Origin of the sequence: Blautia sp. MSK17_66 (genome assembly GCF_020538025.1) — a bacterium.
GTDB lineage: Bacteria > Bacillota > Clostridia > Lachnospirales > Lachnospiraceae > Blautia_A.
On sequence record NZ_JAJBNQ010000012.1, the window covers coordinates 1 to 20,120 of the forward strand.

A 20,120-nucleotide genomic window follows, 5' to 3' on the forward strand; every position below is an offset into this window, starting at 1 on the left:
GTTACAGGCGTATCCGCCGATATTTAGCCTTGTCGCTTAAAGCGACTGAGGAGCACGTGACTTTAGTCATGTGAGATCCACGTATATGTAAACCCGAACCTGATTGAAGTCTTTGTAAATGACGGTGAAGCGGTAATTTCCAATACCGTGTATGATCTGGGCAAAGAAATAGAGACAGATGTAAAAATGAGAATAGAAACTCTGGAAAAATAAAGAACTCCGGTCACGAAGAAATTTGTGACCGGAGTAACTGTTTACAGGTAATATTCCGCAATTTTGGCTATAACAAAGACTTTCATGTCACGAATCTGATATTTTCAGCTTGTATTTTGTATATTCAAAATATGATATAGGGTATAGTGTAAGAAAAATCAGGCGAAGAATAGCTGGAACAGGAGATGAGAGATATGAGATATGGATATTTTGATGAAGCAAAAAAGGAATATGTGATCACACGTCCGGATACACCGGCACCGTGGGTAAACTATCTTGGCTCACCAGAGTATGGGGCAATCGTTTCAAATAACGCAGGAGGATACAGTTTTGCAAAATCCGGAGCAAATGGAAGAATCCTGAGATATATTTTCAATCAGTTTGATCAGCCGGGACGGTATATTTACCTTCGCGATAATGAAAGTAAAGATTACTGGTCTGCATCCTGGCAGCCGGTAGGCAAAGATCTGGAGACGTACAAAAGTGAATGTCATCATGGAACAGCATACACAAAAATGATGGCAGATTACAGTGAAATTCACTCAGAAGTAAGATATTATGTGCCGCTGGAGCGGTCTTATGAAGTATGGAGTCTGGCAGTAACAAACTATTCTGAGAAAAAACGTGAACTTACAGTAACAGGATATGCGGAATTTACCAACAACAGTAACTATGAACAGGATCAGGTAAATCTTCAGTATTCTCAGTATATCACACAGACGGTTTTCAGAGGGAACCGTGTACGTCAGATGATCCACGCAAACCTGGATCGTCTGGAAGAAGGTGAAAACATTGATAACAAAAATGTATTCGATAGATTCTTCGGACTGGCAGGAGCTGACGTGAATTCCTGGTGCGGAGACAAAGAAAGCTTTCTCGGAAGATATCACGGATATAACAATCCAGAGGGCGTGATCACGGGAAAACTCAGCAATAAGGGAAATTATAATGAGAATAGCTGTGGAGCACTTTCAACAGTTTTAAGCCTTGCTCCGGGGGAAACAAAAGAAATCACTTTTCTTGTTGGAATGAAAGGTGATGCAGAAGCGGGCGAGATCGTGGAGCATTACAAAAACTGCCAGGATGTATGTAAAAGAGAACTGGAAGAACTGATCGAATACTGGCATGGTCAGCTTTCTCACTTCCAGATCAGAACCCCAAGTCCGGAATTTAATACCATGATCAATACATGGAATGCATACAACTGTTTTATGACCTTTATCTGGTCACGGGCAGCTTCTTTTACCTACTGTGGACTCCGCAATGGATATGGATACCGCGATACAGTTCAGGATATTCAGGGAGTGATTCATCTGGCACCGGAGATGGCAGTGGAAAAAATCCGATTCATGCTTTCAGCACAGGTGGATAACGGCGGTGGACTTCCGCTTGTAAAATTCACACATAACCCGGGACATGAAGATACTCCGGACGATGCTTCCTATGTACAGGAAACAGGACATCCGGCTTATCGTGCAGATGATGCACTGTGGCTTTTCCCTACAGTCTATAAATATGTTTCAGAAACAGGCAATGTGGCATTCATGGATGAAGTGATTCCGTTTGCAAACAAAGGTGAGGCAACCGTATATGAACATCTGAAACGTGCAATTGCATTTTCTGAAAACCATCTTGGAAAACATGGAATGCCGGCAGGTCTTTATGCAGACTGGAATGACTGTCTCAGACTTGGAAAAGATGGAGAGTCAACTTTTGTAGCACTGCAGTATTATTATGCAATGACGATCCTCAGAGAATTTGCAGACTACAAAGAGGATAAAGAATATATTGAATATCTTAACGAAAGTCAGAAGAAACTTGGAAAACTGATCCAGGATCTCTGCTGGAATGAAGACCGCTTTATCCGTGGATTTACAGAAGATGGAGCTGTGATTGGAAAGCGCACAGATCCGGAAGCGAATATGTGGCTGAATCCGCAGAGCTGGGCGGTGATCAGCGGTCTTGCAGACGATGCACAGGCAGATCTTGCACTGGATATGGTTTATAAGAGACTGAATACAGAATATGGAGCAATCCTGATGGATCCTCCATATCATGCTCATGCATTTGAGGGTGCGCTGGCTGTGATCTATAATGCAGGAACAAAGGAAAATGCAGGGATTTTCTCACAGTCACAGGGATGGATCATTCTTGCAGAAGCTCTGAAAGGACATGGAGAGAGAGCTTTTGGCTACTTTATGGAAAATGCGCCTGCAGCACAGAATGACAGGGCAGAGATCCGAAGACTGGAACCATACTGCTATGGACAGTTTACAGAGGGAAAAGCAAGCCCGAATTTCGGACGCTCTCATGTACACTGGCTGACAGGAACAGCATCTACCGTTATGGTAGGGTGTGTAGAAGGTATCCTTGGTATGCGTCCTGACTTTGGCGGACTGCGAATTGCACCATCTGTTCCGAAAGAATGGGATAAATTTGAAATTGATAAAGATTTCCGCGGATGTAAACTTCATATCACAGTCCATAATCCGGGACACGTGGAATCTGGTTTCAAGAAGATGATCGTCAATAGAGAAGAACTGGGAGAAAATTATATTCCTCAGGAAAAGCTTACAGAGATTACAGAAGTAGAACTGTTCATGTCATAAAAAGGAGACAGCATGAAATATATAAAATTTCAGGATAAAAAAGGAACGTTTACCATTCAGAGTCCGGAAAACTACAGTGGTCTGTATTTTCCGCTGGCGGGTGATGGAGGACTGAAATCCAGTATCACTCCGAACCTTGGAGGAGACAGCAAGACAGATCAGAACCATTTTCTTTTGGAACCGGTAAGTATTGAAAATCTTCACAATAATCGCAGTACCAGAAATTTCTGGTATCGTATAGAAGGTAAAGGATGCTGGTCTGCAACGGGAATTTCAGCAGAGCAGGAATTACAGAAATTTACAGAAGCTCAGGATAAAAGCATTCTGGAAGCCGGTTTTATGTGGCAGAAAGTGACCAGAACTTCTGCAAAATATGGTCTTCAGTCAGAAATCACTTCTTTTGTTGATGTGGACGGAGCAGCAGAGATTGAACTGGTCAGAATAAAAAATATATCTGAAGAAGTGACAAAAATAACTCCGATCGCTGCAATACCACTTTATGGAAGAAGCGCGGACAATATTCGAGATCATCGTCATGTGACATCGCTTCTTCACAGAATCAATACAACAGAATATGGTGTGGAAGTCACACCGGTTCTGTCTTTTGATGAAAGAGGTCATCAGAAGAATCATACCACCTATTTTGTATATGGATATTCAGAAAAAGGCGATGCGCCGGAGGCGTTTTATCCTACTGTGCAGGAGTTTGTAGGAGAGGGCGGTACTTATCTGAATCCAGAAGCAGTAAGAGAGAACAAGCCAGGCAGAAAGGCAGGAAGCAGAGCTGAGGGAAAAGAGGCAATGGGAGGCATCCGCTTTGCGGATGTTGAGCTAAAGCCGCAGGAAACAGCAGGTTTTATCATACTGGCAGGACTGACAGAGAAGAAAGAGAGTATTGCCAAAACTGTCGCAAAATACAGGACAGAAGAACAGGTGGAGAACGTTCTTGAAGAGGTGAAATCCTACTGGCAGAAAAAAGTAAATGTATCTTATGAAACCGGTGATGCAGATGCTGATAACTATATGAAATGGATCAGCTTTCAGCCGGTACTGCGAAGAATCTATGGCTGTTCTTTTCTCCCATACCACGACTATGGAAAAGGCGGACGAGGATGGAGAGATCTCTGGCAGGACTGTCTTGCACTCCTGATCATGAATCCGGCTGTAGTGCGTCAGATGATTGTTGCCAATTATGGCGGTGTCCGCATTGACGGAACAAATGCCACGATTATTGGAAATAAACAGGGAGAATTTATCGCGGACAGAAATAATATTGCCCGTGTCTGGATGGATCATGCATTCTGGCCGTTTGGAACGACGAAGCTGTATATCGACCAGACCGGCGATATGGATATTCTGTTTGAAAAAGTTCCATATTTCAAAGATCTTCAGTCAGAAAGAGGAACAACACACGATGAAGAATGGAATACAGCTTACGGAAAACAGCAGAAAGCAGAGAGCGGAGAGATTTATTTCGGAACAATTCTGGAGCATATTCTTCTGCAGAATTTAACTGCTTTTTATGATGTAGGTGAGCATAATGAAATGAAACTCCATGGAGCCGACTGGAACGATGCCATGGATATGGCGTGGGACAATGGTGAGAGTGTGGCGTTTACCTGTGCCTATGCAGGAAATATGAATAACATTGCAGACTGCCTGGAAAACCTGGAACGCATAAGCGGAATTAACCGGGTTGAGATTGCCAGTGAAATGGAATGTCTGTTTTCCTGTGGAAGAGATCTATATGAGAATGCAGACAAAAAAAGAAAACTGCTGGGTTCTTACACAAAAAAATGTGCACACAACATCAGCGGCGACACAGTGATTGTCAGAATTGATGAGATAGTCAGAAATCTGCGTGAAAAAGCAGAATGGATGATGGAAAATATCCGAAAGAATGAATGGATCACAGATGGTGGAGACGGATGGTTCAATGGTTATTATGATGACCACAAGAATCCGGTAGAGTGCTGCGAAAAAGATCGTGTACGCATGATGCTGACCAGCCAGGTATTCGCAATCATGAGCGGAACTGCAACAAAAGAGCAGACTGCCGCGATCAGCAGAAGTGCAGATAAATATCTGTTCGATGAGAAAGCAGGCGGTTATCGACTGAATACGAATTTTAGAGAAGAGAAATTTGATCTCGGCAGAATGTTCGGCTTTGCCTATGGTGAAAAAGAAAACGGAGCTGTTTTCTCTCACATGGCAGTCATGTATGCAAATGCTCTGTACAGTCAGGGATTTGTAAAAGAAGGATATAAAGTGCTCAATACACTTCTTCATGCGGCAATGAACTTTGAAAGCAGCTATATGTATCCAGGACTTCCTGAATATTTTGACAGTGATGGAAGAGGGCTGTATGCATATCTTACCGGTGCAGCAAGCTGGTATATGCTGACCATGATCACAGAAGCTTTTGGAGTAAGAGGAGAGATTGGCAATCTTGTGATCGCACCAGCACTTATGGCAGAACAGTTTGATAAAGAAGGAAATGCATCACTCTATCTGGAATTTGCAGGAAAGAAATTTGAGGTTCACATTTCCAATCCAGACAAAAAGGAGTATGGAGAATATCAGATCGTTCAGGCGTACTGTGACGAAAAAGAAATAGAAAAAAGAGCAGGCGGAAGTGCCTGCATGAAAAAAGAGACGATTGAACAGTTGTCTTCAGATGAGACACATAATATTACTATAGTATTACAATAAAAACAACCCGACATTATGTAGCAAAATGACATAATGCCGGGTTGTTTTCTGTTTTTCTCAATGCAGGGCAGAGGCATGTCTGCTGGTCTACCACATGGATTTGTAGTATTTGTCGCGGTATTTCTTTGGTGTCAGTCCTGTATAGCCTTCAAAAATCTGTATAAAGTGACTCTGTGAGGAAAAGGAAAGATACGCTGCAATATCCACGATAGACTGATCAGAATATCTGAGAAGATGAGTGGCTTTTTCTATTTTCTGTTCACGGATGTAGTCACTGATCGATACACCAAGATTCTGCTTGAATATACGGGAAAGATAATTGCAGGACAGCTCTGTATGTTCAGCCAGATCCTGAATGGTGATTCTTTCTTTTATGTGACTGTAGATATAGTTGATGCATTCAATGACAGGTTTGGACAGAACAGAACTTTTTTTCTGAAGAAGCATTTTTCCGGTAAAATCTTTTGCCATAATATGGTGGAGGTCTGCAACTTCACGGACTGAAGTGCAGGAATCCATTTTTAAGATATAGAAGTCGCTGAGGCGATAGGCCTGCTCCGGTTCCAGTCCTCCGTCAATGCAATAACGGGTCAGCATGGCGGTAGTTACCACAAAATGATATTTGATATTGGTCAGAGGATTTCTTGAAAGGACACCAGTTCCTTCGAGATGAAGAAAGGAATCGTTTTTGCAGTTTGCAGTGACAGTCTCCATGTCTCCGCTTCGGACTGCATTATAAAAAGAGTATTCTATGGAGGGAGAACGGTGCAGGATCTCCATATCATCGTTTTTCATTTCAGTGTGGTACCAGTCTTTTGAAATTGCCATAAACATCACTCCTTAATGTGTTGATTTTTTATATTATGACATGAATCTGACATTTTGTTAAGATTAATAATATATTTTGAATGTCAAAAATGATATAGTATCATCATCAAAGAGAAAACAGTGAAAAATGCTTTGAACAAGGAGGAATTTTTAATGAAAAGAAAATTTGTATCTGTAATCCTGACAGCAGCAGTTGTTGCAGGAACACTCTCAGCAGCAACTGTAGTAAGTGCGGATTCCGGAGAAGGAAAAGTGATTAATATTTATTCCTGGAATGATGAATTTCGTCAGAGATTGGAAGCTGTATATCCGGAAGTAGAATCTACATCAAAGGATGGAACAGTTACAACACTGAAAGATGGAACAGAGATCCACTGGGTCATTAACCCGAATCAGGATGGCGTTTACCAGCAAAAACTGGATGAAGCATTGATGAACCAGGCGGATGCGGCAGACGATGACAAAGTAGATATTTTCCTGTCAGAGACAGACTATGTAAATAAATATACAGACAAAGATGCAGATGTGGCAATTCCGCTTAAAGACCTCGGAATTGATCCTGACAAAGATCTTGCAGATCAGTATGATTTTACAAAAACAACAGCATCTGACACTGATGGAGTACAGAGAGGTTCTACATGGCAGTGCTGCCCGGGAACTCTGGTATATCGTCGTGACATCGCAAAAGATGTATTTGGAACAGATGATCCGGAAGCAGTAGGCGAGAAATTAAAGGACTGGGATACAACAAAAGCAACAGCAGAAGAACTGAAAGCAAAAGGATACTACACATTTGCTTCTTATGCAGATACATTCCGTCTGTATGGAAACAGCATCGAAAGTTCATGGGTAGAGCCGGGAAGCACAACGATCAAAGTTGACCAGAAGATCATGGATTGGATAAGTGATTCAAAAGAATGGCTGGATGCAGGATATCTGAACAAAACTGTAAAAGGTCAGTGGAACGATGACTGGAACAAAGCTATGAGCTCTGACTCCAAAGTATTCGCATTCCTGTTCCCGGCATGGGGAATTGACTTTACCCTGAAACCAAACTGGGATGGCGAAGACGGTGCCTGGGCTGTTACAAACCCACCGCAGGAATACAACTGGGGCGGATCTTATATCCATGTAGCAACAGGAACAGACAACACGGAACATGCAAAAGATATTATCCTTGCTCTGACTGGAAACAAAGACAACCTGTTAAAGATTTCCAAAGACTATGCTGACTTTACAAATACAAAATCCGGTATGCAGGAGGCTGCTTCTGACGATGCATTCGCTTCTGATTTCCTCGGTGGACAGAATCCATTTGAATATTTTGCACCGGTTGCAGAAAACATCAAAATTGCCCCGCTTTCCCCTTATGATCAGGGCTGTGTAGAGCTGATCCAGAATGCTTTCAGCGATTATTTCCAGGGAAATGTTGAGTTTGACAAAGCAAAATCAAACTTTGAAACAGCAATCATGGAACGTTATCCGGAAATCACAGAAGTACAGTGGCCGGAATAAATGATCAGATCAGCAGGGTACAGAGTGCCCTGCTATTTATTGGAAAGGAAAGGCATTTATGAAAAAAAAGAAAAAAAATATTGATTACGGAAAATGGGGCTTGTTATTTATTCTTCCATTTTTTATCGCGTATCTGATATTTTCTCTTATTCCTTTGATCGATACTGTAAGATACAGCTTTTTCGAATATTATCGTTCGGGTATCAAGGTAGTAGGTCCGAATTTTGTCGGCATGAAAAACTACATCAGTCTTTTGAAATCAGATATGTTCCTGTATGGAAAAAACACATTGATCCTGTGGCTGATCGGTTTTGTTCCGCAGATCGTGGTTGCACTTGTACTTGCCTGCTGGTTTACAGATCTTCGAATGAAGATCCACGGCAAACAGTTCTTTAAAGTAGTTATTTATCTGCCGAACCTGATCATGGCGTCTGCATTTGCCTTATTATTCTTTACGATGTTCTCTACCAATGGTCCGGTCAACTCTATTCTGCTGTCTCTGGGCGTTCTGAAAGCACCGATTGATTTCCTGGGTTCTGTTCTGGGAACAAGAGGACTGATCGGATTTATGAACTTTATGATGTGGTTTGGAAATACAACGATCATGCTGATGGCGGCAGTTATGGGTGTAAGTGTGGAGGTCTATGAGGCTGCTGATCTGGATGGATGCAATGGAATTCAGAGATTTTTCTATATTACACTGCCAATGATCCGTCCGATCCTTGCATACACACTGATCACATCTATCATCGGTGGTCTTCAGATGTTTGATGTTCCTCAGATCCTGACAAACGGACAGGGTAACCCGGACAGAACATCCATGACACTGATCATGTTCCTGAACAGTCATCTGAAGAGCAAGAATTATGGAATGGCAGGTGCATTATCTGTTTACCTGTTCATCATCAGTGGTATCCTCTGCTTCTTTGTTTACAGAATGACCAATGACAACGATCCAGATGGTTCAAAAAAGGCAGCTAAGAAACGTGCAAAAGAAGAAAGGAGAAGAGCAAGATCATGAAACCAAATTCAGGAAAACGTGTGATGAGCATTTTCGCACATATTGTACTCATTCTCTTATCTTTTATGTGTCTGTTTTTCTTTGCGATTCTGCTTATCAATGCAACGCATTCACATGCAGAACTGCAGAAAGGCTTTTCTATCATTCCGGGTAAACATTTTCTGGATAACCTGAGAAGTGTGGCAAATGATGGAAGCTTTCCAATGTTCAGAGGAATCATTAACAGTGTGATCGTGTCCGGATGCTCTGCAGCATTATGTACATACTTTTCTTCCCTGACTGCATATGGCATTTATGCTTATGATTTCAAGGGAAAGAAAGTTGCTTTTACTTTCATCATGGCAATCCTTGTTATGCCGACACAGGTAACTGCAATGGGATTCCTGAGACTGATCACAAAGATGGGAATGTATGATTCACTTCTTCCGCTGATTATTCCGTCCATTGCTTCACCGGCAGTATTTTACTTTATGTACAGTTATTTACAATCTTCTCTTCCGCTGTCACTGGTGGAAGCTGCCAGAATTGACGGATCTGGAGAGTTCCATACATTCAACCGTATTGTACTTCCAATCATGAAACCGGCGATCGCAGTTCAGGCAATCTTTACCTTTGTTGGATCATGGAACAACTACTTCGTACCGGCATTGGTTATCCAGTCCAAGAACAAGATGACGGTTCCGATCCTGATCGCAACATTACGAGGTGCTGATTACATGAACTTTGATATGGGTAAGATTTACATGATGATCACTGTTGCTATCGTACCGATCATTATTGTTTATCTGCTTCTGTCAAAATATATCATCGCAGGTGTTACGCTGGGTGGCGTAAAAGAGTAAAAAATAAAAGTTATCATCAGTCAGAAGAACGCGGCAGGATATTCTTGCATAAAGGATAAAGAATGCTGTCGTTCTTTTGTTGTATAAAATAAATTCAAACGTTAGCAGGAGGATTATATATGAAAGATGTATGGGGACACAGTGGAAGTATGGATCAGAGTCTGTCTGAACTTGAAATCAGACACCGGACTCTGGCAAGAGAAGCGGCGGTGGAAGGTATTGTACTTCTGAAAAACGAAGGAGTACTTCCTCTTTCCACAGCTTCAGCTATTGCACTGCTTGGAAGTGGGGCAGAAAAGACTATTAAAGGCGGAATTGGTTCCGGTGATGTAAATAACAGAGAAAATATTTCCATTTATCAGGGAATGAAAGAAGCAGGTGTGACTATTACCAGCGAGGACTGGCTGGAGGATTATGAAGAACGTTATAAAAACGCACGAAATGTCTGGAAAGAAAAAATCCTTGAGGATGCAAAGCACGTAGATAATCCATTTGATGCATACGCAAGCAACCCTTTTATTCTTCCGGAAGGACGGGCTGTTGAAGCAAAGGATATCGCAGATGCAAAAGTAGCTGTGTATGTGCTCAGCCGTATTTCCGGAGAGGGTAAAGACCGCCGCAGGGTAAAAGGAGACTATTATCTGAGTGAAAGAGAAGCAGCAGATCTTTTTTTCCTGAATGAAAAAAAGATTCCGGTCATCCTGCTTCTGAATGCGGGTGGTCCGATCGAACTGACTGACATTCTGGAAAATACAGAGAACATAAAGGCAATCCTTAATATTTCCCAGCCGGGGCAGGAGAGTGGATATGCGGTTGCAGACATCCTGCTGGGAAACTGTGTACCAAGTGCGAAACTGACGACAACCTGGGCGAGAAGATATGAAGACTGCCCTTTTGCAGAGGATTACAGTTATCTGAATGGAAATCTGGATACCGAAGAGTACAAAGAAGGGATTTTTGTCGGATACCGTTATTTTGACAGCTTTGGCAAAAAGCCACTGTTTCCGTTTGGATTCGGACTGTCCTATACAGAGTTTAAAATAGAATTCAAAGGGATTGAGACTTCGGAGAAAGAACTTACAGTTGAAATGAAAGTTACTAATATCGGAGATACTTATGCAGGAAAAGAAGTTGTGCAGATTTATGCATCTCTTCCTCAGACAGAGGTAAAGAAAGAATATCGCCGTCTCGTTGGGTATGCAAAAACAAAGCTTTTGCAGCCGGGAGAAGCTGAAACATTGAAGATCACAGTTGGACAGAAAGAACTGGCATATTTTTCTGAGGAAAAACATCAGTGGATCGTAGAAAAAGGAAACTATGGTATCTGGACCGGAAACAGTTCTGTATCTCTCGAATACAGTAGCACTGTGAAAGTAGAGCAAAGTGTATCGTTGGAGGATACCTGTGTCCTGGAAAACACAGCAGAGATAGAAGAAGAACTGTGGAAAACGTACGAATGCAGAAAAACAACGGCAGATAACAGCCATTGTATTGTTTTTACACCGCATCCAGAAGAGAAAAAAATATACAGATCAGCTTATGCCACGGAACAGATGGCAGAAGATCTGATTCCTCTTCTCTACGGAAATATTGCAGAAACAACAAGTACTCTGGGGGCAGCAGGAATCCGCGTTCCGGGAACCGCAGGTGAGACAACAGAAGGACTTTTTGACAAGTATGGTATTCCATCGCTGATCATGGCAGACGGACCGGCAGGTATCCGATTGCAGCAGCACTATGAAGTGGACAGGGCAACAGATACCGTTTATGGAATCGGTGTACTGGGGGCTCTGGAGAACGGCTTCCTGGTAGACAGAGAAGAGCATGAGGGTGCTGACCAGTATTATCAGTACTGCACTGCATTCCCAGTAGGAACTGTAATGGCTCAGACCTGGAACAGAGATCTGATGCAGAGATTTGGAGAAGCGGTTGCACTTGAGATGGAAGCATTTCACGTCAATCTGTGGCTGGCACCGGGTCTGAATATCCACAGAAATCCTCTTTGTGGACGAAATTTTGAGTATTATTCAGAAGATCCGTTCCTCTCAGGAACGCTGGCAGCATCTGTAACAAAAGGTGTGCAGTGCCATAAGGGATGCGGCGTTACAATTAAGCATTTTGCATGCAATAATCAGGAAGATAACCGTATGGGGGTGGATGTAAAGATTTCAGAGAGGACGCTCAGAGAAATTTATCTTCGTGGATTTGAAATTGCAGTGAAAGAGGGGCAGCCGACAGCAATCATGTCTTCTTACAATCTTGTCAATGGAGTGCATGCGGCGAACAGCAAAGATCTGTGTACCAGAATTGCCCGGAAAGAGTGGGGATTTGATGGAGTTATCATGTCTGACTGGAATACAACCGTACCGGAAGATGGAAGTGTTGCATGGAAATGTGCTGCGGCAGGAAATGACATTATCATGCCTGGAAATACAGAAGATGCCGAGAGTATTCGTAAAGCATACAGAAACGGAGATCTTACAGAAGAAGAAATCCGTTCCTGTGCAGGCAGGATTCTTAAACTGATCAGTCAGCTGGCATAGAATTGTTACATCTTCAATGCCAGATATAATCGCACGGCATCCCGAAATTCCCTGGGATTGCAGCCGCATTTTTTATAAATCTGGTTCAGTCTGTATTGAACGGTATTTTTGTGGAGAAATGTTTCCCCGCAGGTCTTTTTGAGGGATTTGCGTTCCTCCTGGTCAATAGGCAGCAGTTTCCCGTGCTGCCTTGCGCGCTTTTTTTGCAGAGTACATCTTCTGGTCTGCATCAATAAATAACCCCATTGGCAACATTATAACGAATCCTGGGACAAAATACCAGCGGGTTCTTGTATACAAAAAACCCGCTGGTCAGGGAGAAGACGTTACTGTGAACAGTTACGAGAAGACCAACGGGTAAAAAAGGAAAAGGGCTGGTTAAATTAAAACAGACGGAATACCTGCTCAGCGGAAGCAGTCATATTTGCCTTTGCAGTAGCAGGATTCATGGCTTCTTCAAGAGTAGAGATTCCACGAACAATCGGGAAGAAAGCATCAATACCGGCTTCATTGCAGGCAACGGCTTCTTTTGTAACACTTCCTGCAAAAGCAATCGTTTTTGCACCATATTTTTTGCCGAGTTTTGCAACACCGACAGGAGCCTTGCCCATGGCAGTCTGATGATCCAGACGGCCTTCTCCGGTTACGACAACATCAGCATTTTTCATTTCATCCTCCAGATGAACCGCATTCAGGATCAGCTGGATTCCAGGAGTCAGTTCTCCGTTTAAGTAGCTTAAGAATGCAAAACCAAGTCCACCTGCTGCACCTGCACCGGAGGCATTCATATTGTCTCTGCCGATCACATCAGCAGTAATTTTTGCATAGTTTTCCATTCCTGCATCCAGAACCGGAAGCATTTCGGAGGTAACACCTTTTTGTGGACCGTAAATATAAGTTGCGCCCTGGAAACCACAGAGCGGATTGGTGACATCACAGGCAATTTTGAAATTGCACTGGGAAAGAAGCTCTGTTTTGTCAGAAAGTTTCACAGAAGCGACTTTAGCAAGTGCCTGTCCGCCTTCGCCGGTTTCATTTCCGTCTTTATCAAGGAAGGTGAAACCAAGGGCACGGAGCATTCCGATTCCACCGTCATTGGTAGCACTTCCGCCGATTCCGATAATGAAATTGCGGATTCCTCTGCCGATAGCGTCAAGAATCATTTCTCCTACACCAAAAGTAGTGGCAGTCATAGGATCTTTCTGATCGGAAATCGTGATCCCTGAAGCCGAAGCCATTTCCATGACAGCAGTATTGGTATCCTTGAGATAACCATAATAAGCATTGACTGGTTCATGATACGGACCGGTAACGGTGACATCAATGCGTTCTCCGTTCAGGCCTTCGATCAGGGCATCGGTGGTTCCTTCACCGCCGTCTGCCAGTGGTTTAACGATTACTTCAGCATCTTTATGCGCGGCAAGGACACCTGCTTTGACAGCCATGCCGGCTTCCATGGAAGTCATGCTTCCCTTAAAGGAATCAACTGCAACAACAACTTTCATAAACTAAAACCCCCTGTGGTAATGATAAAAAGCTGTTCAGCTGGTAAACGAGATATAAAAAACAATTTAGAGGAATTACCTACTGTGTTTGGAGTAAGCAATAACTGAACAGCTTTGATGATGTTACTATAGCATGGATAATCATAAAAAGATATGTTCCATATACCAAAAAATAAAGAATTGACACAGGAAAAATACAGTATAAATAACAAAACTCTCTGCCTCACACAAATCTGCATGACAGAGAGCTTTGCTGCATATTATCTTGGCTCTTTTCCGGCGGCAAACAGCATCATCATCTCATTGGTAAGACTGATGTCATTTCCCTGTCCGGTGATCTTATCACGGTCAAACCATTGGGCCATAGAAAGTTCTTCGTGGTCAACGGTGAGTGTATCATCGCCGTCTACATCACAGAAAAATCCGAAGAGCAGTGTACCGGAGAAAGACCATGGCTGACTCTTGTAGTAGCGCAGGTTTCTGACCTTCAGACCGACTTCTTCCATGACTTCCCGATGGACGGTTTCTTCAATGGTTTCGCCGATCTCTGCGAATCCGGCGATCAGAGCATGAAGCTTGAAATTTCTTCCCTCATATTTAGAGAGGAGAAGTTTATCTCCGTTGGTGACTCCCACGATAACTGCGGGCATCAGAACCGGATATTCATGACGGCCACAGGAAGGGCAGAGCATCATTCGCTCCTTTGTGTCGTGCTTCATCGGTGTTCCGCAGCAGCCGCAGAATCGACGGCTCTGGTACCACTGGAAAATCTGGTGTCCGGTGATGCCGGCAAAGGCAAGATGACGCGGTGTGGCGGTGCGGAGCTCCCGTATGCTGTGCAGTTCATAATTGTCAGCCAGGCTGATATCCAGATTTGGAATCAGATAAAAATGATCGTCATCTATAGAAAACAGGTAAATATAACTCTCATAAAGAGAAGGAAGCTTTCCTTCCAGTTCCCGAAAACGCAGAAAGGAAATTTCCGTCTCCGGACCGGCCTGATGAAACAGTATTTTCTTATCTTCAAAGGAAAGAATAAAGCTGTCTGCCGTTGGTGGAATCGGCTTGTATTCATTGTGGTAAACATGTGGTGCGATATCCTGTATCATAATAAAACTCCTCCTGGAAATACTTTTGTATTTTTTAACTTTAAGCGTAACAAGTCCCTCAAAGATTGAGGGATTCAGGGAGTTTGAAACGGACTTGTCCGCTTTGTTCCTGCCTGAGTAAAAAATATAAATAAGTATAGGCCGGAGACTGAAAAAATGCAAGAACAGACGAAAAAATAAATTATGTCATGGCAAAATGCCTCGCGGAATATTACCGGTGAAGTAACATCCGGTTCATAAAATTGTGAAAAAAGTATCAGGCACAGTTGACAATAAACAATACTTATGTTATTATAATGTCAGTATAATTCCATATTGAACATATGAAGTGCTGGCTGTTTCCGCGTAGCAGTCAGAAGAGGGAATCAGGTGAGAATCCTGAGCGATCCGGTCACTGTAACAGAGGAGCGACCTTTCATTTATCCCATTGTACGACCGTTGTATGAGAAGGGGAGAGGAAGCGATGATCCTGAAGTCAGGAAACCTGCTTTGTATGGCGAGGTTAAACTTCCGTGTAAAGTGTAACAACCAACTGAGAGATATCCGCAGTCTCGAAGCGTTGTCTGCTTAATTGGAAGCAGGCATTTTTTTATGGAATTCGCCTGTTCGTATGAATTATACCAGCATGCTTTTGTTGCGTTGGCCACCGCAGAGCATGTAGCCCTTTAAGGGTATGATTAAATGGCAGGCGATACTACTCCGGATGCATTCGTTCCCTCCGCATATTTGAACGGATTCATTGTCTACCCCGGAGTAGCATCGCAATCCTCTTAAATAAGAATCTGAACTGACAGCATGATTTATATCATAGCTGCTTTTTTTTACTTTATATTATATCAGATGTGAGATGACTCCCACATCTCTAGGTAGCGAGCAACAAATCAGTATCAGTGGTGGGAGTCGATTCTCCCATCTGATATAGCCAAAGGAGATATTGATGATGGAAAAACCATACTGGGAAGGAAAGCATTACGCTTTTTTCAGCAACAAAGAATGTGAGTATTTTCCGTGCCATAAGGGTGCGGATCCGGAGAATTTTAATTGCCTGTTCTGTTATTGCCCGTTATATGCTCTCGGCGATAAATGCGGCGGAAATTTCAGGATCACCGAAAAAGGAATCAAGGACTGCACGAACTGTCAGCTGCCACATAAAGCAAAGAATTATGGATATGTAACCGGGAAATACAGCGAGCTGGTGGAACTCATGAATAAGATAAACAATGAGATTAAATGACGCAACGGGATGTGTGCCCTGTTTACTGGTTACTTCATTGTTTTCCGTAATCGGGAGCACCTTATTGGATCACGGCCGCAGGCCGCGGCGATTCCCCCGGGGCGTGGTGGCACCACAAAGATGATACCATGCCAGACGAGGGCAGGATACATATATACAGCAGAAGAAAAGGCGTATAGTATACTTTTAAATGACATCTATACAGAAAAAGAAACAGCCTCCTGACAAATTTGACTTAGCAAATTTCCGCAGATTCTGACTGCGCTAATGATGACTGCGTTGCACTGTCTGAGCACCTTCAGGTGCGAGTTTGCAAAAGCAGTCATCGATAGATGCGCGGGAAGAATCCGGAAATGCCGCGTGTCAAAAAGTCAGGAGACTGTTCTCTTTTTCGTGATATAAATCTTAATACTATAACTATATTTTATTTCTATTATTATATATTATATACTTCCTACCTCTCACTCAGTATCATCTTCAACCGAGGAATATTATTGTTTAAGATCAGTTCTTCAGGAAACATCTCCTCATGCACAAACTCTGCCGCATAAGTAAAATCTCCGATATGTCCCGTACCATGACTGTCACTCGACAGCACGATCGGAATTTCGTACTTCGTACAATACTTCAGAATCTCTCTGTTATTTGCCCGGGTATCGCCCCGGTATCCATAAGGAGCAAGAGAAGCCTCGTTAATTTCAAAAATCACCCCAAATTCTTTCGCTGCAACTGCAAGCGTCTCATAGTCGACAGGAAACTGCGGATTATCACAATGTCCAAGAACCTTGACACAGGGATGCTTCATTGCATTCAGATATGCACTTGTATTTTCCTTCACAGATCCACTCTTATAATTCTGTGCATGCATACTTGCAATCGCATAGTCTAGCTTTTCGAGAAGTTCATCGTTCAGATCCACATGTCCGTCCACATCAAGAATATTCAGTTCAATCCCAAACAATAATTCAATCCCGAAACGCTTTTTGGGAGAATAAGAAAGACTCCTGAAATAAGAAGCGGTTCCGGCAGCAAGAGTGGCCGGTCCGTGATCCGTGATGCCAAGTAATTTCAGTCCCCTTCGGGAAGCTGCTTTTGCCATGTCTGAAACAGTACAGATCGTACCGTGACCACTGGCAATCGAGTGAGTGTGTATATCAGAAAGATACATTTTGTAGTCCACCTCCGGCTTAAAATTCAGCTGTAAAATCTTGATAAGTTCAGTATGGCAGTCAAACGGTCAAAAGTCAACCGAAAAATTAGATTCCAACTAAAAACCAACACAAAACCAACAAAAACCACAACAAAAACCGCATAAAAAACAAGAGAATAATGTTGGATTTTGTTGACATAAAAGTGGGGATACGGTATAATGGCTTTATATGAATCATGGCGTTTTGGCGCCGTCAGATTGCATATGAGATATGGCGTTTGAAACACCATAAGAAAGGAGAAGTGTGGAGATGTTTAATACCACAGATGTTCCAAAGTCATCCAGGATCCCGAAGCTGATTGCGGCACTGTATGCACACATGCCGGTTATTGAATCTGCCAGAGCAAAGCTGATCACGGAATCCTATAAGGCCACAGAGGGACAGCCTACGATCACCAGACGTGCGGAAGCTTTTGCACACATCCTTCGTAACATTCCGATCATTATTCGTGATGATGAGCTGATTGTCGGAAGCAGTACGATCGCACCGCGAGGCTGCCAGACTTTCCCGGAATTTTCCTATCAGTGGCTGGAGGATGAACTGGATACGGTTGCAACAAGGACCGCGGATCCATTTTACATTGCCGAGGAAACCAAGCAGGAGTTGAGAGAGGTACATAAATACTGGAAGGGCAAGACCTCCAGTGAACTTGCAACTTCCTACATGGCACCGGAAGCAATCAGAGCAATTGATCACAATATTTTTACACCAGGAAACTATTTCTACAATGGTGTCGGACATGTAACTGTTAAATATGAAGAAGTTCTTGCAATCGGTTATAAGGGAATTATCGACAAAGCTCAGGCGGAACTCGACAGATGCCAGGTTGGAGACGGCAACTATGTTAAGAAATCTCATTTCCTTAACGCAGTTATCCTTTCCTGTCAGGCAGTTATTGAGTATGCAGAGCGTTATGCAGAGCTTGCTTCCAAAATGGCAGCAGAATGTACCGATCCTGTAAGAAAACAGGAACTTCTGCAGATCGCCGAGAACTGCAGCCGTGTTCCGGCAAACGGAGCCACAAGCTTCTATGAGGCATGTCAGTCTTTCTGGTTTGTGCAGCAGCTTCTTCAGGTTGAATCCAGCGGACACTCTATTTCACCGGGACGTTTTGACCAGTATATGTATCCTTATTATAAGGCAGATCTTGACAAGGGTATCATCACAAGAGAATCGGCACAGGAACTTCTCGACTGTATCTGGGTTAAACTGAACGATCTCAACAAGGTCCGTGATGCGGCTTCCGCAGAAGGATTTGCAGGATACAGCCTTTTCCAGAACCTGATCGTCGGCGGACAGGATAAATACGGAAATGATGTTACCAATGACCTTTCTGTTATGTGTATCCTTGCATCCATGCATGTACATCTGCCAATGCCTTCTCTTTCCATCCGTGTATGGAACGGTTCCCCGCATGAACTTCTGATCAAGGCGGCAGAACTTACAAGAACCGGTATCGGACTTCCGGCTTACTATAATGATGAGGTGATCATCCCGGCACTTCTGAACAGAGGACTGACTCTTGAGGATGCCAGAGAATATAACATCATCGGATGCGTAGAGCCTCAGAAGGCAGGTAAGACAGATGGATGGCATGATGCAGCATTCTTCAATATGTGCCGTCCGCTTGAACTTGTATTTTCCAATGGTATGGATAAGGGAGAACTTGTTGGTATCCAGACAGGCGACGTCACACAGATGACAACTTTTGAAGAGTTCTATGATGCATATAAGAAGCAGATGGAATATTGCATTTCTCTTCTTGTAAATGCAGACAATGCGATCGATGTTGCTCATGCAGAGAGAGTACCGCTTCCGTTTGAATCCTGTATGGTAGATGACTGCATCAGCAGAGGACTTGCTGTTCAGGAAGGTGGAGCTGTCTATAACTTCACAGGTCCGCAGGGATTTGGTATCGCAAATATGGCAGATTCTCTGTATGCGATCCGCAAGCTTGTGTATGAAGACAAGAAAGTCACCATGAAAGAATACAAAGAAGCTCTTGCATGGAACTATGACAAGGGACTTGATGAGCAGTCCGTTAAAGATATGTCCGAGATGATCCTCAAAGGAATGCAGGAAGGCGGCATGAATGTCACCGAAGACATGGCAAAGGCAGTTCTTACGACAGTTATGAGACTGAAACCTACAGAGGAACAGCTCCGCAGATTCACAGAGATCCATCATATGATCGATGAAGTTCCGAAATTCGGAAATGCAATCGATGATGTGGATTATTTTGCAAGAGATGTAGCTTATACTTATACACGTCCAATGGAGAAATATCATAATCCAAGAGGCGGACAGTTCCAGGCAGGGCTGTATCCGGTATCGGCAAATGTACCGCTCGGCGGACAGACAGGTGCAACACCGGATGGACGTTATGCACATACACCGGTGGCAGATGGTGTTTCACCATCCGCAGGAAAGGATGTCAACGGACCTACAGCGGCAGCAACTTCTGTTTCCAGGCTGGATCATTTCATCGTATCCAACGGAACCTTGTTTAATCAGAAATTCCATCCGTCAGCACTGGCAGGAAGAGAAGGACTGGAGAAGTTTGTTTCCCTGATCCAGACATTCTTCGATCAGAAGGGTATGCATATGCAGTTCAATGTTGTTGACCGTGAGACACTTCTTGATGCACAGAAGCATCCGGAGAAATACTCACATCTGGTTGTTCGTGTTGCAGGATACAGTGCGCTGTTTACAACGCTCTCCCGTTCTCTTCAGGATGACATCATCAGAAGAACAGAACAGGGCTTCTAAAAGGTAAAA

At 43.2% G+C, this 20,120-nt stretch carries 14 protein-coding genes and 1 riboswitch; of the genes, 9 read left to right on the forward strand and 5 right to left on the reverse strand.

Going from position 1 to position 20,120, the window contains the following annotated elements; genetic code table 11:
* The first annotated feature begins 75 nt into the window (after nucleotides 1-75).
* The 3 genes from LIR34_RS17960 (at nucleotide 76) to LIR34_RS07775 (ending at nucleotide 5,534) form a co-directional block, all read left to right on the forward strand.
* Entirely contained in the window at nucleotides 76-213 is a 138-nt protein-coding gene (locus LIR34_RS17960) for a GH32 C-terminal domain-containing protein (RefSeq protein WP_227239487.1), read from the forward strand.
* A gap of 194 nt (nucleotides 214-407) precedes the next feature.
* Nucleotides 408-2,822 carry a GH36-type glycosyl hydrolase domain-containing protein gene (locus LIR34_RS07770; protein WP_173902442.1) on the forward strand — a complete coding sequence of 805 codons (2,415 nt, stop codon included), beginning with the start codon at nucleotides 408-410 and terminating at the stop codon, nucleotides 2,820-2,822.
* 12 nt (nucleotides 2,823-2,834) lie between these two features.
* Nucleotides 2,835-5,534, forward strand: coding sequence for a GH36-type glycosyl hydrolase domain-containing protein (locus LIR34_RS07775; RefSeq protein ID WP_173902443.1), 2,700 nt, complete (start codon nucleotides 2,835-2,837; stop codon nucleotides 5,532-5,534).
* A gap of 87 nt (nucleotides 5,535-5,621) precedes the next feature.
* Here LIR34_RS07775 and LIR34_RS07780 read toward each other — a convergent pair whose 3' ends face one another.
* Complete coding sequence (locus LIR34_RS07780) at nucleotides 5,622-6,362, reverse strand: helix-turn-helix domain-containing protein (RefSeq protein WP_173902444.1); 741 nt, start codon at nucleotides 6,360-6,362, stop codon at nucleotides 5,622-5,624.
* A gap of 153 nt (nucleotides 6,363-6,515) precedes the next feature.
* On the opposite strand from LIR34_RS07780, the gene LIR34_RS07785 reads away from it, so the two are divergent.
* The 4 genes from LIR34_RS07785 (at nucleotide 6,516) to LIR34_RS07800 (ending at nucleotide 12,283) form a co-directional block, all read left to right on the forward strand.
* Nucleotides 6,516-7,877 (forward strand): ABC transporter substrate-binding protein, encoded by a 1,362-nt coding sequence (locus tag LIR34_RS07785; protein WP_173902445.1) that lies wholly within the window; start codon nucleotides 6,516-6,518, stop codon nucleotides 7,875-7,877.
* Nucleotides 7,878-7,935: 58 nt separating this feature from the next.
* Nucleotides 7,936-8,898, forward strand: coding sequence for a carbohydrate ABC transporter permease (locus tag LIR34_RS07790; RefSeq protein WP_022215751.1), 963 nt, complete (start codon nucleotides 7,936-7,938; stop codon nucleotides 8,896-8,898).
* The gene (locus LIR34_RS07795) at nucleotides 8,895-9,740 is read left to right on the forward strand and encodes a carbohydrate ABC transporter permease (RefSeq protein WP_173902446.1); all 846 of its coding nucleotides are present in this window, start codon (nucleotides 8,895-8,897) and stop codon (nucleotides 9,738-9,740) included. The genes LIR34_RS07790 and LIR34_RS07795 overlap by 4 nt, the downstream gene beginning before the upstream one ends.
* 119 nt (nucleotides 9,741-9,859) lie before the next feature.
* A complete protein-coding gene (locus LIR34_RS07800; RefSeq protein WP_173902447.1) occupies nucleotides 9,860-12,283 on the forward strand; it encodes a glycoside hydrolase family 3 protein in 2,424 nt (807 codons plus the stop codon).
* Between the two features lie 5 nt (nucleotides 12,284-12,288).
* Here the strand turns inward: LIR34_RS07800 and LIR34_RS17965 are convergent, their stop codons facing one another.
* The 3 genes from LIR34_RS17965 to nudC form a co-directional block, all read right to left on the reverse strand.
* Nucleotides 12,289-12,513 carry a helix-turn-helix domain-containing protein gene (locus LIR34_RS17965; protein WP_173902448.1) on the reverse strand — a complete coding sequence of 75 codons (225 nt, stop codon included), beginning with the start codon at nucleotides 12,511-12,513 and terminating at the stop codon, nucleotides 12,289-12,291.
* A 153-nt stretch (nucleotides 12,514-12,666) separates the two neighbouring features.
* Nucleotides 12,667-13,788, reverse strand: a complete 1,122-nt coding sequence (locus LIR34_RS07810) for a glycerate kinase family protein (RefSeq protein ID WP_173902449.1) — start codon at nucleotides 13,786-13,788, stop codon at nucleotides 12,667-12,669.
* Nucleotides 13,789-14,048: 260 nt separating this feature from the next.
* Nucleotides 14,049-14,897: an NAD(+) diphosphatase gene (gene nudC / locus LIR34_RS07815; protein WP_173902450.1), complete on the reverse strand. Its 849-nt coding sequence runs from the start codon at nucleotides 14,895-14,897 to the stop codon at nucleotides 14,049-14,051.
* A gap of 309 nt (nucleotides 14,898-15,206) precedes the next feature.
* A riboswitch (cobalamin riboswitch) is annotated at nucleotides 15,207-15,403 on the forward strand.
* A 434-nt stretch (nucleotides 15,404-15,837) separates the two neighbouring features.
* On the opposite strand from nudC, the gene LIR34_RS07820 reads away from it, so the two are divergent.
* Complete coding sequence (locus tag LIR34_RS07820) at nucleotides 15,838-16,131, forward strand: cysteine-rich small domain-containing protein (RefSeq protein ID WP_161286206.1); 294 nt, start codon at nucleotides 15,838-15,840, stop codon at nucleotides 16,129-16,131.
* Between the two features lie 454 nt (nucleotides 16,132-16,585).
* Here the strand turns inward: LIR34_RS07820 and LIR34_RS07825 are convergent, their stop codons facing one another.
* Entirely contained in the window at nucleotides 16,586-17,299 is a 714-nt protein-coding gene (locus LIR34_RS07825; protein ID WP_173902451.1) for a phosphatase, read from the reverse strand.
* Between the two features lie 292 nt (nucleotides 17,300-17,591).
* On the opposite strand from LIR34_RS07825, the gene LIR34_RS07830 reads away from it, so the two are divergent.
* Complete coding sequence (locus tag LIR34_RS07830; protein ID WP_161286018.1) at nucleotides 17,592-20,111, forward strand: glycyl radical protein; 2,520 nt, start codon at nucleotides 17,592-17,594, stop codon at nucleotides 20,109-20,111.
* Nucleotides 20,112-20,120 lie beyond the last annotated feature (9 nt).